Raw genomic sequence first — 17,387 nt, forward strand, 5'->3', positions numbered from 1 at the left:
CTTAAATATAAATATTTTTATTAATTATATAATATATAGTTTTTTACTTAAAAAAAATAATAAATTTTGTTTGCATAAAATAATTATATTAACCAAAAATAAAACCAACTAGTTAAAATTATTTATGTGTTGTAAATATTCCATAAAATTATTAATAAGGTTATCTTTCTTCACACACTCCTTTAATGTATTATTCTATTGTTTGTTATTTATTTTAGTAAATTAAAATCATGAAAATTTTAAAATTAAATATTTTATGTGATTATGTTTAAAAAAATATTTCTTATATTTATAACACACTAATATAAAGTGTATGTAGGCTGCACTTTATATTTTTATTTTCAAAAAATAATAAAAATAATATTTAATATATAATTTAAATATTAAACAATATTAGAGGTAAGCCAATGAAAGAGAATAAAAAAATTCAATTAAAAATTGAGCAATTAGTTAAAAAAATTAATAAATGAAATTATGAATATTTCCAACTCAACGAACCAAGTGTAGAAGATTTAGTTTATGATAAAAATTTACAAGAATTAATTTTATTAGAAAAACAATATCCTCAGTATATTTTAGAAAATTCTCCTACACTCAATTTAGGTTCCTACGCAAGTAATAAATTTAGTAAATTTGTTCACAAAAACCCTATGTTATCTTTAGAAAAAGCTTATTCTGAAAATGATTTGTTGAGATATTATAATAATTTAAACAAATCATTAAATAATCCAAAAATCAATTTTTGTTTAGAACCGAAAATTGACGGATTATCTATTTCTTTGCACTACTCTAGAGGTAAATTAATTAGAGCTATAACACGTGGTGATGGAACTGAAGGTGAAGATGTTACTGAAAATGTTATACAAATAGAAGGTGTTCCACTTTCGTTGAATCAGGACATTGATTTAGAGGTTCGTGGAGAAATTTACATGTCTAAATCAACATATAATAAGTTGAACGAAGAATTCATTAAAAATAATAAAAAGATTTTTGCAAACCCTAGAAATGCAGCCTCAGGCACACTTAGACAACTAGATAAAAATGTTGTTAAGGAACGTAATTTATCTATTATTTTATACGACTTAGTAAATGCTCAAGATTATAATATAGATTTACAGTCTTCTGTAAAAAAATTTTTAGACAATTTAGGTTTTCCCACTAATAAGAATATCATGGTAGCTGACTCTTTTGAACAATTAATTGAACTTGTAGAAAAATTTAGAGAACTAAAAAATGAATTTGAGTTCGATTGTGATGGTTATGTTATTAAATTAAATCAAATTAAATATTGAGAACAACTTGGAAAAACTTCTAAATTTCCTAAATATGCTATAGCTTTTAAATATGAAACACAGGAAGCTACAAGTATCATTAAAAATATAACCGCCTCTGTTGGGAGAACCGGAAAAATAACTTATATAGCTAATTTTGATGAAGTTAATTTAAATCAAACAAACGTTAATAATGCTACTATGCACAATTATGAATACATAAGAAATTTAAATGTAAATATCGGGGATCAAATCACAATTATTAAGTCAGGAGAAATTATTCCAAAAGTAATTGGTTTAAATAAAAAAAATACAAACGGTGTTTTTAGTAAAATATTAAATTGTCCTTCTTGTGGCAATCTTTTAGTAGAAAAAGAAGGTTTTGTTGATCAATTTTGTGTAAATCAAAATTGTGAGGAACAAATAATAAAAAAATTAATTCATTTTGTATCTAAAAAATCTATGAATATTGAAACATTAGGCGAAAAAAATATACGTTTATTTTACGATTTAGGCTACGTAAAAAACATTAAAGATATATATAATTTAAAAAAATATGCTAAAGAAATAAATCAAATACCAGGTTTTAAATCGAAAACAAATAAAAAACTTAATAATATTTTAAATTCAATCGAAGTATCAAAAACTACTAAACTTTTTAAAGCACTATTTTCTATTGGGATACCAAATATAGGAATTCAAGTAGCGCAACTAATAACTAATGACATATCAAAATTAACGGATTTATTCAATATAAATTTAGAAAAATTAACACAAATAAACACAATAGGTGAAATTATTACTCAAAGTATTAGAGAATATATAAAAATAGATGATAACAGAAATCTTTTAGAATTTTTAGATAGTATTTTAATTTATGAACAAGAAGTTCAAGATTCAAATATACTAGACAATTTAAACTTTGTAATAACAGGAACATTAAGTAAAAGTAGAGAATATTTTAAAGAAATGATTGAAAAAAATGGCGGCAAAATTAGCTCGTCAGTTTCTTCGAAAACTACATATTTACTTTACGGTGAAAATCCGGGTTCTAAATATGAAAAGGCTTTGAAATTAAATGTTAAGTTATTAACTGAAGAAGATTTTAAAAAATTAATAAAAATAGGCTTGTAAAAATGTCTATTTTTATTTTAGTGAATGAATAAAATATGCTCTTTTTTATTATTAAAAACCAAAAGATTCTATTTTTATTAATAAAAAAGTTTAAAAATAGGCTTTTTTAAAATGTTTTTTAGCAAATTAGATGCATATACAATTCATAAATATGAGAATGAAAATATCTTTATGCATATAAAATGCATTAACATTATGCTAGATATTAATTTGATTTAATTAATATGTATTAATATAATTAATGCAAACATGTAATTTAAATTTACAAATGAGGTAATAAAAATGAATATTAAAAAAATAGTTAAATATGTTTTAAGCGCTGCAGGATCAGCAGGATTAATTGCTTCAATTAGTGCGGTTGAAACTGGAGAAACAGAAAATACAACTTCTCCTACACAAGTAGCAAACAGAAAAACATATGAAATTTATCCTAAAGTTCAAAAAATTGATTATCTTGACGGAAATTACCTTTTAACACAAAATGTTAATATAGTTTTCGAAAACGGAATTGACGAAGCAACAGTTGATAGATTCAAAGAAGTATTAGATATCAAGAACTTACAATACACAATAACTAAACATATAGTTAAAGGTCAAACAAATATTTTAGTAGGTATTAAAGGTGATGCAGATAACCTAGTAGATAATTTAATTAAATCTCAAAATACAGAAGTAAACGAAGAACTTTACGAAAAAACAGATAGTTACCAAATTAATAACAATAACAATGTTTTATCTGTTTTAGCAAAAGATACAGATGCAGCTTTCTATGGTGCAACAACACTTTGACACATTTTTAACCAATTAAATGGTAGAGAAATTGAAAACTTTAAAATTGAGGATTATGCAGATGTAACAACTCGTGGAGTTATTGAAGGATACTATGGTAATCCATGAAGTTTAGAAGATAGACTTGATTATATGAAATGAGGTACATACTATAAACTTAACGGATATTTCTATGCACCTAAAAACGATCCTAAACACTCTACAAAATGAAGAGAACTTTATACCGATGAAGAAATTGAAAATTTAATTAAACCTCTAGCCGAAACAGGGAATAAAACAAAGGTTCGCTATATTTATACTTTACATCCATTTTTTGGACAAAGAATGAACGAATCTAATTATGAACAATCATTAGTTCAACTTAAAGCAAAATTCTTGCAAGTTATTAAAGCTGGGGTTCGTCAAATCGGAATTTTAGCAGATGATGCCGGAACACCGTTCCCGGGAAATAATAATCAAAAAATGCAAAAAAGATTACTTGACGATGTTGTTGAGTGACTTAAAATGTTACAACCTGAATATCCAGGATTAAAAACTACTCTTCCATATGTTGTTCAAGAATATGGAGGGTATGGTCAAGATTACTTTAGAACATTCCCTAAAGAAGTTCAAATAGTAATGACTGGTGGTAGAATTTGAGGTGAAATATCACAAGATTTTACTAATAGATTTACTCAAAATGTTGGTAGAGGACCTATGTTATGAATTAACTGGCCTTGTTCTGATAACTCAAAGAGCCATTTAATTTTAGGTGGATATAAAGAATTCTTACACAGAAATGTTGATGCTTCAAAAATCGAAGGTGTTATCTTTAACCCTATGCAACAATCACAACCTTCTAGAGTTGCAATTTTTGGTGGAGCCGATTACACTTGAAATATTTGACAAACAGATGATGAAGCAGAGAAATCTTACGAAGCATCATTTAAATATGTTTTAGCTAACAAACAACATGATGATGAAGAGTCAAACGCATTTAGAGAATTATCAAAACACATGATTAATCAAAATATGGATGGTCGTGTTGTAGCATTGCAAGAATCAGTAGATATTAAAGATAAACTAAATGAATTTAAATCTAAATTAAATAATGACTCATATACTGATGAAGAATTAAACGAAATTCAAACAATTTTTAATGATTTAAACAAATACTCAAATATTATGTTAAACGGTAAATCTAACGAAAAAATGAAAGAGCAAATTATTTATTGACTTAAATCATTCGAAGAATTATCAAAAGGTGTTTCATTATATATTGACGCCTTAAAAGATTATAAAGCTAAAGACACATTTAATTTTATAGACCATTACAATCAAGCTTTAAATAAAATTTCAGAATCTAAAACACATAAATTCTGATATTTAGATCACTTTGAAATTGCAGAAGTAGGTGTTCAACATATTCAACCATTTATTAGATCGCTTCAAGCTGCTTTATCTAAAAAATACTCAGAATTATTGATTCCGGATAAACTAACATTTGAATTTGAAACAAACAGAACTGTTCAAGTAGACAGCCCTGCGGGCGATATTTTTGATTATTCAAATCAAAAACAACAAATTTGAAAAGTTGCACACGATGGAACTGATTCAAAATTTGTTCAAGGTGATTATTTTGGAGCAAATGCTTCAACACCATTTACTTTAAAAACATTATTTATTAAAATGGGAGATAGAAACGATCACTTTAAAAACTTTAAAGTTCAATATAAAACAAAAGATGGTCAATGAACCGATCTTAACGGACAAACAAATATAACAAGAAATGACGTAAACGGTCCTTTCGAACCAGTATATATAGAAAACATAAACATAGAAAATGTTGTTGGTGTTAGAGTTGTTAATAACCAAAGTGAAAATTTTGGTGCATGACTACGTGTTACTAATTTAGTAATTAACCAACCTAAAGAAACTAACTTAGAAAACGGTTGATATACAGATCTAAAATACGATGGACAACACGGCGGAAATAGAGAAGTAAGAACAACTAATCAAAATACAAATCCAAACGTTCTTTTTGACAATAATCAAGCCACTGAATTTTGAACAAAAAACTACCAAGGAGCTCCGTCTAATGACGCTATTTCAGTTGATGCAACATTAACTTTTACATTACCTGAACCCAGAACAATTACAAAAGTTTTATTACAACAAGGAAATTCTGCAGGCGGTGATATATTAACAAATTTTGATATTCAATATGAAGCAGAGAATGGAGAATGACAAAAATTTGGAGAAAAAAGCGGTAACAGCGATAAATCACAAACATTTACAGGCAATGTAAAAGCAAAAAGAATTAGAGTTAAAAATAATACAAGTAGAAATGTTTGATGAAGAATTGGTACATTTAAAGTCGGAAACGATTCAGCCGCATTAGACAATAAATATCTTCTTAAAAATGGTAATATAGAAGGATTTGGAACAACTAAATCAAGTACAGGTTTCCAATTATTACACGAATCTGAACCTAGCCAATCACACGAACTAACACTTGAAGCAGGTAAAGAAATAGGTATCGACGTTCAAGATATATTAGAATTCAGCAGCGTTACAGGAGAATACGACAAAATACCAGGAGTTGAATTACAATATTCTAAAGACGGATACACATGAACAAAAATAGATGACCTTAGCACATTAAAAGGTTCATTGGGATTTAGATTTATTAGATTCAAAAATACATCTGAAACAGAATCTAAAACCTTTAATTTTAAACTATTAAACCTTGTTTTACAAGGAGAAAAAGTATTTGGAAAATTAATTAAATCAGATATTGCAATTAACCAAGGGTGAGGAGATCAAAGACATTCTCATAAAGAATTTGATCGAAATGTTAATACTACAACTAAATTTGGTGGTAATCCTGCCAAAGGAAATGTTGCAGTATATGATTTAGGTAAAGAAATTGACTTAAGATCACTTAAATTATACGCAACAGACGGTACAGCTGATTATCCAAGAGATTTAGATGTATTATATTCAACAACAAATAGTGATAATTCTGACAGTTGAAAATTAGCATTTACAATAGGTGACGATGTTACTGATGCAGATAGAGAATCAAATTTATCTAAAATAAATTCAGGTGAAAATGATTCGAACTACCCAAATGTAAGATGATGAGGTAATACAAATATTGAAAACGCAAAAGCTAGATATATTAAACTTTTAGTTAAAGCAAATTATCCAACTCGTGCTTTATTATTTAATGAGATAGTTGTAAATGACTTTGAATACATTAGCTTAAACTCAAACCCTAAATTCACTGGTACAAATTACGTCGAAACAGATGCGGCGCACGTAACAGACAAGACAATCGATGGTAACTTAAGTAGTTACTATACACCAGCAAACAAAAACGGAAACCTAACATATATTGTTAATAAAGGAAGATATGATGCTGCCGATGTAAGAATTATTACACAAGGTGACAATTCTGGTTCAAACGTTAAAGTTAGAGTATATAACACTTCGACAAAACAATACTCAGAAAAAGAGTTAGGTAAATTAACAAATAACATTGTAGAATTTAAAATTCCTTTATTAGTAAATGAAAAAGTTGTATCATTCGATATTTCATGACAAGATAAAACACCTTCTATAGTTGAAATAATACCAATCTCTAAAAAACAAACAGAAGAAACTAATAAAGAACAATTACAAAACTTGGTAAATGCAAAACCAGAAAACTACCAAACATGAATTAAAGCAGATAAAGATAGTTATGATTTATTAGAAGTAATCGCTAAAGAAACACTAAAATCTCAACAAATTAGACAATCAACTATAGATTCTATTAAAAACTCTTTAGAAAAAATTTCTTCAAGTGCAAGAACTAAATTTGATTCAGATAGATTAGATCAAATAATGACAAATCTGCTTTCAAATGAAGATGAATTATACACAACAGAATCATTTAACGCATATCAATTTGTAGTAAATCAAATCGTTGAAGCTTTAAAAGATAAAGATAATTTAACTGAAGAAATAGTAAATTCTCTTGAAGCAGAATACAATGATAAAAAATCTAAATTAGTTACTTTACCATATAAAAAACAATCAGTAACTTTAGATATTAGTAAATTTGATTCACTAAAATCTGATAATTATACTTCTGAAACATATAATGTTTTAAAAGAAAAAGTTGATCAAATGAAACAAAAATTAAGTGATTCAAACACTAGTGTAGAAGAGTTTAATAATTTAGATAAAGAATTTAATGACTTATTTTCAAAATTAGTTGCATCCGAAAAAGGTCAATTGACAAGAAAATACGAAATACATAAAGACCAAAGAGGGTATAAATTTATTGATAAATACTACTTACGTTTCCCAGAATTAACTCAACAAATGCAAGAATTAATCGACGAAACTGAGCAAGAAGTTAATAAAGATGATTCTACAAAAGAAAGTATTCAATTATTAATTGATAAAATAGATACAAAATATAGTGAATTGCGTTCAAAAATTATTGAAATTGATCCAAACAACGCTGATACAACAGAAGATATTATCGATGATATTGACGAATCATTAGTTCCAGATATTTCACATGGTAACGATACAAAAGAACCTGAAACAAACAACGAAAATAACGAAACAGCAAATTCTTCCGATACTTCAACAAATCAACCTAATGTTGAAAAGCCAAATACAAAAGAAATCAAAAACAAAAATACTCCAAAAAGCAGTTCAGGTGCGATAGTTGGTGGAATTCTAGGTTCACTAGGTGCATTAATATTAGCAGGAATTGCAGTAATATTCTTCAAAAAGAAAAATAAAAAATAATTATGCAAAACACAATAAATAACATTATTGTGTTTTTTAATTAAAAATTAAATAAAAAAAGTACATAGTGAAGTCAACTATGTACTTATATTATAATTTGAATATTCTATGTAATATGTAGTCAGTAAGCATTAGTACCGCAAAGTAGGACAAAATAATATAACACATTATATTAATAAAAAGGATAATACACAATACAGAAAGAATAATAATATGATTTTAATTTATAAAACAATTTTGCCTTTATTCACTAAAGGCAAATATATTATATATCAATTTATTAATTTATTCGATTTTTAGGTTAAAATGTGAAATTAATACCACATTAAAAAGATGTAAAAAAATGGTGGAGGTAACGGGAGTCGAACCCGTGTCCACACATAAATTATTATCATACTTCTACAGTTTATTTAGTTTTGAATATTTTTTAAAGAGGCAAATAATTCATTTTAAGTAATTAAACTAACAAAATTCCTCATTCTTAAAATAAATAGTGAATTTCAAATAAAAGACACCACCCTTTTATTTTATCCTTTAAAACCTATGTTTATACTAAAGGAGTTGCATAAACACAACTTGACGCTAAATATTAAGCGAATGCAAGATTTGAGTTAGCGTAAAACGCTGGTGAAGAAAAGTTAAATTCTTCGTTTTCTTTTTTATCGTTTCCGTTTAAAAAGCCTAGTAGAGATTATAGTCCTCAACACTACTGCAATATAATAAAACCTATATATGTCGAAACCATTATACCCCCAATTAATAAAATTTAATTGTTGATTTAATTTTGTTTTGAGCTTCTTCTTTACGTATTTTTTCTCTCTTATCGTATTTTTTAAGACCACGCGCTAATGCAATCTCTAATTTTAATTTAGATTGCTTGTTAAAATAAAATTTAAGTGGTACTATAGTTAATTTTTGAGTCTCCATTTTATGTTTTAACTTACGAATTTCGTTTTTATGAGCTAACAATTTTCTATCACGTGTTGGTTCGGCTTTAAATAACATATACTGTTTAAAAAAAGATTCTTTTAAATAAAGTTCATTTTTATAAATAGAACAAAAAGCGTTATCTAAAGATACTTGAGAAGCACGTGCAGATTTTATTTCTCACCCTAATAAAGATATTCCTACTTCTAAACGATCTAATATTTCGTAGTCTCTAAAAGCATGTTTATTGCTAGCTATTATTTTCATAAGTAATATTATTATAACAATTTTTACTAAAATTTAGTAATTTTAACATAATTAATACGTTTTAAATTTAAACTATCATTTTTTGAAATAAATTTTGTTAAAATGGATTATTTTGCAAAATAAATAAATATTTCATCAAATAACACGTTTAAGTTATAATACCAATTTTATTTTCTTATTAACACTTTATTATGATAGAATGTTATTAAATATAAATATATAATTTAGGAAAGAATTAACATGATAAAAAATAAAAAACAAATTAAATTAGGGCAATTTTTTACAAAAAGAAATGTATGGTTGAAACCACAAGTTTTAGAATTTATTAATTATTCTAAAATGAATATTATATACGATCCTTTTGCTGGTTCGGGAGACTTATTTAATGCTTTTAAAAAAGGTTTTTTTAAAAGCGAAGTTGGTTTAGATATAGATAAAGATTTAAAATGAAAATATAACGATTCACTTATTAATATTCCGCACATTGATGATGCTATAATAATAACTAATCCCCCTTATATTAAAAAACATTCAGCAAAGAGAAATGGTATTGATTTAAAAAAATATTTTAATTCTACCAATTATGATGATATTTACTTACTAGCTTTAGAAAAAATGATTAATGCACAAAAATTTGTCGTAGCAATAGTTCCTGAATCATTTATAAATTCTAACTTTAAGGACAAAAATAAATTATATTCTATCACAATTTTAGAAGAAAATCCATTTTTTGATACAGAAACCCCTGTTTGTGTTGTTTGTTTTGATGGGATCGAAAAACCTTTAAGTAAAATTAAAATATATAAAAACGAAGAATACATTGACAATTTAGAAAAAATATATTCTCATTCACTACCTACTTTAAAAAAAATAAATGTCAAATTTAACGATAAAAAAGGATGATTAGCTCTAAAGGCAATCGATGGAACGAAAGAAAATTCAAAGATCAAATTTGACTTAAAAGAAAATATAGAATATGACTGAGAAAATAAAATAAAAACTTCTTCTAGACATATAACACTAATAAATTTATCTATACAAAATTCAATGAAAAAAAGATTTATAAATAAAATAAATAATATATTAGATAATTTAAGAAAAGATACAAACGACATAATTTTAACCCCTTTTAAAGGTAATACAAAAAAAGGCGAGAGAAGAAGAAGGTTAGATTTTAAATTAGCAAGAGGAATAATCGAAAAAGCTTATAACGAATTACATAAGGAGTTTTTTAATGAATAATTTAGAATTTTATAAAAATAGTAAAAAAGATAAAAAAATATCTATATACGATAAAAATAATGACTTTGGTTTTTTAGTAATACCAAAAACTAAAGAAAATGAAAATGATTTAACAATTAAAAACACAAAATTAATAAATTTAATAACAACTTACTCGACATTAAAAGATTTAGCAATTGAAAAGGAAGTAAAACAGGAACCCAAAATAAAGATAATTGACGAAATTATTGATATTATAGATAATACCAAGCACATTAACTACTCTCCTTTTTGTGTATATTTTCAAACACAAGGAACTTCATACAATCAATTTAAAAAAGGAAAAAAGACAATAGATGAAAAACGAGAAATATTAAAAAATATTCTTGAAAATTACATCCATGATAGACATAATATATACTTATCTCATGGATACTCTAATCAAAGTATGCAAGTGATTAGCGATAGCAATTCCTCTAAAAGAAAAGGTAAGACCGGAATTAAAATAATAGAAAAATTTTTATCTTCCTTTTGTGATGAAAGTTCAGACATAAATAATTTTGACAAAAATCATGAAACATATTTATTCCCTGAAAAAAAACAAAAATTATTCAACGAAATTCTTGAAAAAAATAAAATTAAATTTCTTTTTAGGGAAGAATATATAAATAAATATCCTGATTTACTAGTTAAAATAGGGACAAAAATTATTATTATAGAACATAAATTAACTTCAGGATCTGGTGGCTCACAAAATAGTGAAATAAAAGAGATTATTGATTTTATTAAATTCAATGAAGAAAATAAAAATGTTCATTATGTTTCTTGTTTAGACGGTGATTATTTTTATATATTAGACGATTTAAACAAAAAGGAAAATAAATACTATATACAAAATAGAGCAGTAATTAATAATTTATCTAAAAATAAAAATAATTATTTTTTAAATATAAATCTATTAAAAGAACTATTTATAAAATTTAGAAAAGAGGAATTTAAGGAAAGTTTGTCCTATAAAGAAATTAATTAGATTTAAAATAAGTTAGTTTAACAAAAATTAATACAAAACTCATATTGATTTTTATTGATGTGAGTTTTGTATTATAATTTATCAGATTATATATTACTTTAATTTTGTAATATTATTCTAACGAATGTATATTTTAGATAACTTTACATTTTTTCTTCATAATATTAATGTTTATATTTTTTAACAAGTAATTATAAAATTCAATTGAATTAAATATTTTTTGTATTTTAAATTATTCTTACTTAAGAACTTCAAATGGTGTATTATAATTTTTTTATAATCTAGAGCAATTATAATAAATAAAATATTTGATTATTTATAAATACATAAAATAATTTAGTTTAATAAAACTACTTAATCTTATTTTTTCTCTTTCAATGTTTGTGAAGAAATATTCCAGGCTATGATTTTGGCTAGTTCCCTTTAGCGGACATTGATTAAATTGTTTTATTTTTATTAGGTAATTTTTCACATCAAAATTGGCATGTTCTGCACTATGATCAATATGAAAATATTTAGGTTTAATCTTGCATTTTTTAATACAATTAATAATAATATATTTTATCATTACCTGTTCTAGTTTCTTGTAAATTTCAGTTTAAAATCATATTTATTTTGTTCTCTATAATTACATATAAGTAATAGTATTTATTTTTTAATTTTTATGTATTTTATATCTACTATCCAAACTATTCCAAATTTTAAATCAACTATAATATTATTAATTTCGTTATTTGCTCAAATATCACTATATTTCTATTCTTTTGGTATTTTCTTATTTTATATATGCTTGCTACTTGTATTTAAAACCTTCATATGAAAATCTAAATTCATATTGTGATGTTATCATTATATTCTTTAAAATGTTTTCTAAACTTTTTATCATTGTTAAATAACTTTATAAATGATGGTACATTTTGACCCTAAAACAACGTTTAGGTTTAATTTAACTTGTTCTAAAATTTAATTCATTAAATTATTTTATCTTTATTTTTTCTAATAATAAAAGGTTATATTCAAAACATTCGTAAAATGAAAAAGTTTTGATACATCGATCGATTAGGCTATTTTCTTTTGTATTTTATCTTTAAAATATTTTCATTGTTCGCTACTAGTAATACTTTTTTACCTTTAAATGACTCTTCAAATTATATAATTACAATTCATCTTTATTTAAATCTGTAATTTTAACTTTTTTAGTTTTTAATTTGCTAATACTTAAATTATGAACTTTATATTATTTTTTAAGTAATATATAAACATAACAATATAATCTTTTATTTCTCTTTTGTTTTTGTATAATTCACAATATTTAACTTTTTGTTTAAAAGTAAAATGTTTTGATATAAATAAAAATAACACTCCTTTATTTTGGAGTGTCATTTTTTACCTAACTCATAAATAATATATACTTTATATTAAATAAAATAAACTTTGTGACGTTCTTTACTTTTTTTAAAAATAAAGTTCAATATAATTAGATAATCTTTATTTTATCTATTGTATTCATTTTGAAGCATTTTTTTTAGTTAAAGAATTAAATATATTTTCAGTCATAGTTGACGGCAATTTTGACTTTTGGAAGTTTAGTAAGTTATCATTAGCAAAAGCAAATGAACCAATGCTTATAACTTTTGGCATGTTTACACTTATGAGGGAATTATTGCCCCAAAAAGCCCACTGCCCAATCTCTAGAACATTTGGAATATATATTTTTTTAAGTGAAATATCACCAAAAAAAGCATAATCATTAATATAAGTGACATTCGGGATATTTATAATCTCAAGTAAACTATTATGACCTAAAGCACCCACGCTTATTGTCGTCACTTTCGGCATATCAATACTTATAAGTGATTTATTTCCGTAGAAAGATTTTTCACCAATATTTGTCACATTAGGAAGATAAATACTTTTAAGCGATATATTATCTTTGAATGCACTACTACCGATGTTTATAACATTTGGCATATTTATACTTGTAAGTGATGTATCACCTTCGAACGCACTACTACCGATGTTTATAACATTCGGCATATTTATACTTGTAAGCGATGTATCACCTTCGAACGCACTACTTCCAACGTTTATAACATTCGGCATAATTACATTTTCGAGTAAAAGATTTCCCTTAAATGCCGAATCCTCGATTTCTACAACTTTTGGAATAATTACATTTTCAAGTGAAGTGCTTCCATAAAAAGAATTTTTAATTATCTTTTTAACATTAGGCATATTTAGATTAATGACGTTAATATCGCCTTTAAAAGATAAACTATCTGGTAGCATTCACTTTAACCATGGTATATTTAAATTTCTTTTAATTATATATACATTATATTTTTCATCATGGCCATCTACATTTGTAGATATCATAGATTTTATACTTATAATTCCTTCATTTATAAAATCATATATATTATTCTCATCAATAACAAATCAATTCGCATTTGGAATATTTTTATTTTTTTCATCATATGTTTCATCATATTTTTGTTTAAATGTAATATTTATATTTTTAGAAGTATTATGAGAATTTATTCCATTACAAGAAACGGATATAAAAATCATACTAATCATTAATAATATAGCACTTAAATTTTTTTTCATTTTTAACCTTTCGAAATTTACTATATCTATTAAGAAAATAAGAAAAATATTATTAAAATAATAGTTTAATAAAATTAACAACAATATTATATATTGATTCAAAGATTCAAAAAATATTATTTATCAATTGAATATAGAAAATAACATAATCTTAAATGTATATCATTCATTGAATAATTTATCTAAATTTGTATAAAACATTAAAAATGAACAACAAAAATTATATCAAATAATTAACTTAAGTAAAAATAATACTAAATAAAGTAATGTTATTTGTATAACAAAATATTATGCTACTTGAATGATAATAAAAATGTAAAACTAAATTATTTAGATATTTATGTTTGAAAAATTAATATTTATTCATTTTAAATAAACAATATATTACAAAAAATTAGATTATAAGACGCCATTCGCAACTCTTAAGAAAAAAATAGTTTTAAACACGAAGAAAATAATTTAATTCAATTGAATTTTATAATTATTAGTTTTAAAAATATAAAAATAAACCTTAAATATATATGAAATATACTTTCTAATATATTAATTTCAATATTAAAAACCCATATAAATCAATATGAGTTTTTACTAAATTTTATTCACCCAAATCGCAGTCGCAAATAAATTATTTTATAATTATTTATTAACTTCTAGGTTCGGTTGCAGCACCTGGTTGTTTTCTATTCTTACCTAACTCAGGGTGTTCTTGACCTTTGTCTGAATCATGTGGTTCTTTATTAATTCAACCATCAGGTCTTGCATTAGGATCATCAGAAGGCATTTTTTCATTATCAACTTTAGGTTGGTCACCTTGCATTGTATCTAACTCTCTTTTTTCTTCTGATATTTTTTTATCTTCTCCTACTTTAGGAGTATCTTGTTTAGTATTTACGTCTGTTTTTTCATTTGTTGTTTCACTTTTTTGTTCAATTTTAGAACACGAAACAACGGCTACTGTTGCAGGTAGCATAGTTAAACCTGCAAACAAGTATTTTTTGAATTTAATCATAATAATTTGTTTCCTTAGTTTTTTATTATTAAATTTCGACAAAATTAGATTAAAAATATAAAAAAATGAAATAAATATTTCATTCCTAAAAATAAGGTAAAAATAATAAAATAATTATAAAATTCTTGTAAAAAAATTATAAAAAATATATATAAGAAAATAATTTTACACTAAAAACTCACTTTTTAATAAATATAAAAATATTTTTAAAAATTATTCACTTTATTTCATTAAAATTATTTTTTAAATAGTTACAAGAAAATAATCTTTTTTTATAAAAATTTAAAAATTAATTTATTGAAAAATTAACAAAAAATATATTAAAAACCTATACCGTTAACTTGATATAGGTTTTTAACAATTAGTTCTTTTTCTTTTGTTCTAAAAACTCACTTAGTGGTTTAAATTCGGTAATAGGATAAAAATCATTACTTGTTAAATTTCACTTATAAATACCATATAAATTATTGTAATTTATTTTATAATAATCTTTTTTTTCTTCATTTTTTCGATTGATTATATTTATCTCTTCATTTAAAGGAATAATACTTGGGTCAACAACTTCACGCTTTGAATCAAGTGAATCGTAACCATCAAGTGTTTGTTCGATAAATTGCATTGTAGACATTAAGACAGTTGTTGTTGCTTGAAGTGTAAATAATTTCATATTAGGAATTATTTTACCATTTGATCTTTTAAATAAAACAGATTCACCACTATTATTTTCCAAATTAGAATAATCAAGCGATAACATGTTTTCTCATGAAACAGAAGGGTCTAAAATAATATAATCAGAAACATCATCTTTGCCAAGAAGCATTTTAACATAATTTAATGATTGGTCTGGTTTATAATATGGATGTAATTTAAAAAGATAATTATATTCACTACGAGGATAAAGTTCTTCGATTTTTGCAAAATACGCTATTGCTTTATCTCTCAATTTTTTATTTTCTAAATAAGCACCATTTCTAAAAAGAGATGAACCCATAAAAACCATATTCTTTTTATTAGCGTCATATTTATCACTATTTAAAATCATCAAATCCTTTAATGATTTTGGAGTACTATCCGTGCTATTTTTCATTAAATTATTGACTATTAAAATATCTTTAAGATAATCAGTTCCTTTTAACCATCCTTCTTTTTCTAATTTATTTAAACTTGTAGGATATGAATTAACATTAATCTTAGCCCATGATTTACCTAACTTATCAAATATTTTGTTAAGACTAACACTATAATTACCTTGAAAATTAAAAATTTTAACTTTTTCTTTTAATCTATAATATTCCCTTGCGTTAAATTTATTAATTCCATTTTTTGTATCAAAAGCTTGTTCTATATTTTTTATATCTTCGGGTTCTTTTTTATTTGATACATAATAAAAATATTCCGGAATAAATTTAGCTAATTGTGCATTACCATCTGAGATAATAACTATTTTTTTAGCATGTTTTAACAAATACTCTCTAGCATCTGGACGTAAACCCGTAAATGAAATATCTGGAATAACTACGTTAAACTTGTTTTCTTTATTTGCTTTTAAAAATGGTTTAAAAACATATTCTAAAAATGTTTTAGTTGGTATAACTCTATAATTTTCTAAAGTATCATAGTAGTCCAAAATTTCTGTTTTATATACATATGAAAATTTACCATCTGCGACATTTAATTGGTGATTTTCTAATTTAATACTATTTTTATATTTTTCTTGTAAATAATTTAAATTAAATCTTTTGTTTTCTTCTAAAACATCCTGATCACCTACATAAACAATCTTTGTTTTATCGTTTTTGATTTTATTAGAATAATTTAAAGTAGCAATAGCATGTTGCATACTTGTGTTTCAAACTTGACCAGCATTTCTGTTAAAATAAAAGGTAGGACTTTCATCTTCTGCTGTTTGTTTTATATCATCAAGAAATGAATTAAATTGAGTTTTCTTGTATTCTAATGTTTCTGGATCTAATTCAAAAGTATTTTGAATAGAATCTTTAATATTATTAAAATCTAAATCTTCATATACATTTAATTTTTCAATTCCTAATTTATCTTCATCATTAGGCTCATCTGCGTTTACCTGCGGAGGTTGACCAACACATGAACTGAGCGCTATTATAGGAAACGTTGAAGCTATAATAGCTAGTAATTTTTTCATAATTTTCTCCCTTAATTTTTGTTTATTCTTTATTTAATTAACTATATTATAATGAAATTTAACTATTTAAATAAAATAATTTATAAGCAAAAACTAATATTATATAGGGGAAAAAGTATTTTTTATAAAATTTAAATATATTATTTATTTTTAAAATAGAAAAAATAAAAATATAAC

8 protein-coding genes and 1 other RNA gene are annotated in these 17,387 nt (G+C 24.2%); 4 read left to right on the forward strand and 5 right to left on the reverse strand.

The genetic code is table 4. The features are described from left to right. The first annotated feature begins 407 nt into the window (after window positions 1-407). Both ligA and JXZ93_RS04200 read left to right on the forward strand, forming a co-directional pair. A complete protein-coding gene (gene ligA, locus JXZ93_RS02005) occupies window positions 408-2,405 on the forward strand; it encodes an NAD-dependent DNA ligase LigA (RefSeq protein WP_205852574.1) in 1,998 nt (665 codons plus the stop codon). Between the two features lie 282 nt (window positions 2,406-2,687). Further along, window positions 2,688-7,985 (forward strand): beta-N-acetylglucosaminidase domain-containing protein, encoded by a 5,298-nt coding sequence (locus tag JXZ93_RS04200; RefSeq protein WP_205852575.1) that lies wholly within the window; start codon window positions 2,688-2,690, stop codon window positions 7,983-7,985. Between the two features lie 344 nt (window positions 7,986-8,329). Here the strand turns inward: JXZ93_RS04200 and ssrA are convergent. Together ssrA and smpB are read right to left on the reverse strand one after the other, a co-directional pair. Then, window positions 8,330-8,739: a transfer-messenger RNA gene (gene ssrA / locus JXZ93_RS02015) on the reverse strand. 2 nt (window positions 8,740-8,741) lie between these two features. Further along, window positions 8,742-9,179 carry an SsrA-binding protein gene (smpB, locus tag JXZ93_RS02020; RefSeq protein WP_205852576.1) on the reverse strand — a complete coding sequence of 146 codons (438 nt, stop codon included), beginning with the start codon at window positions 9,177-9,179 and terminating at the stop codon, window positions 8,742-8,744. A 240-nt stretch (window positions 9,180-9,419) separates the two neighbouring features. Here smpB and JXZ93_RS02025 point away from each other — a divergent pair, with 240 nt between their 5' ends. Next, window positions 9,420-10,421: an Eco57I restriction-modification methylase domain-containing protein gene (locus JXZ93_RS02025; RefSeq protein WP_205852577.1), complete on the forward strand. Its 1,002-nt coding sequence runs from the start codon at window positions 9,420-9,422 to the stop codon at window positions 10,419-10,421. Continuing rightward, complete coding sequence (locus tag JXZ93_RS02030) at window positions 10,414-11,430, forward strand: hypothetical protein (protein WP_205852578.1); 1,017 nt, start codon at window positions 10,414-10,416, stop codon at window positions 11,428-11,430. Before JXZ93_RS02025 ends, JXZ93_RS02030 begins: the two co-directional genes overlap by 8 nt. 1,497 nt (window positions 11,431-12,927) lie before the next feature. On the opposite strand, the gene JXZ93_RS02035 is transcribed toward JXZ93_RS02030, so the two are convergent. The 3 genes from JXZ93_RS02035 to JXZ93_RS02045 form a co-directional block, all read right to left on the reverse strand. Then, entirely contained in the window at window positions 12,928-14,040 is a 1,113-nt protein-coding gene (locus tag JXZ93_RS02035; RefSeq protein WP_205852579.1) for a leucine-rich repeat domain-containing protein, read from the reverse strand. Window positions 14,041-14,683: 643 nt separating this feature from the next. Further along, window positions 14,684-15,049: a hypothetical protein gene (locus tag JXZ93_RS02040; protein WP_205852580.1), complete on the reverse strand. Its 366-nt coding sequence runs from the start codon at window positions 15,047-15,049 to the stop codon at window positions 14,684-14,686. Between the two features lie 361 nt (window positions 15,050-15,410). Next, window positions 15,411-17,210: a hypothetical protein gene (locus tag JXZ93_RS02045; protein WP_205852581.1), complete on the reverse strand. Its 1,800-nt coding sequence runs from the start codon at window positions 17,208-17,210 to the stop codon at window positions 15,411-15,413. Window positions 17,211-17,387: the final 177 nt, after the last annotated feature.

It is taken from the genome of Mycoplasma sp. CSL10166 (assembly GCF_017116885.1).
Taxonomy (GTDB): domain Bacteria; phylum Bacillota_I; class Bacilli_A; order Mycoplasmatales; family Metamycoplasmataceae; genus Mycoplasmopsis.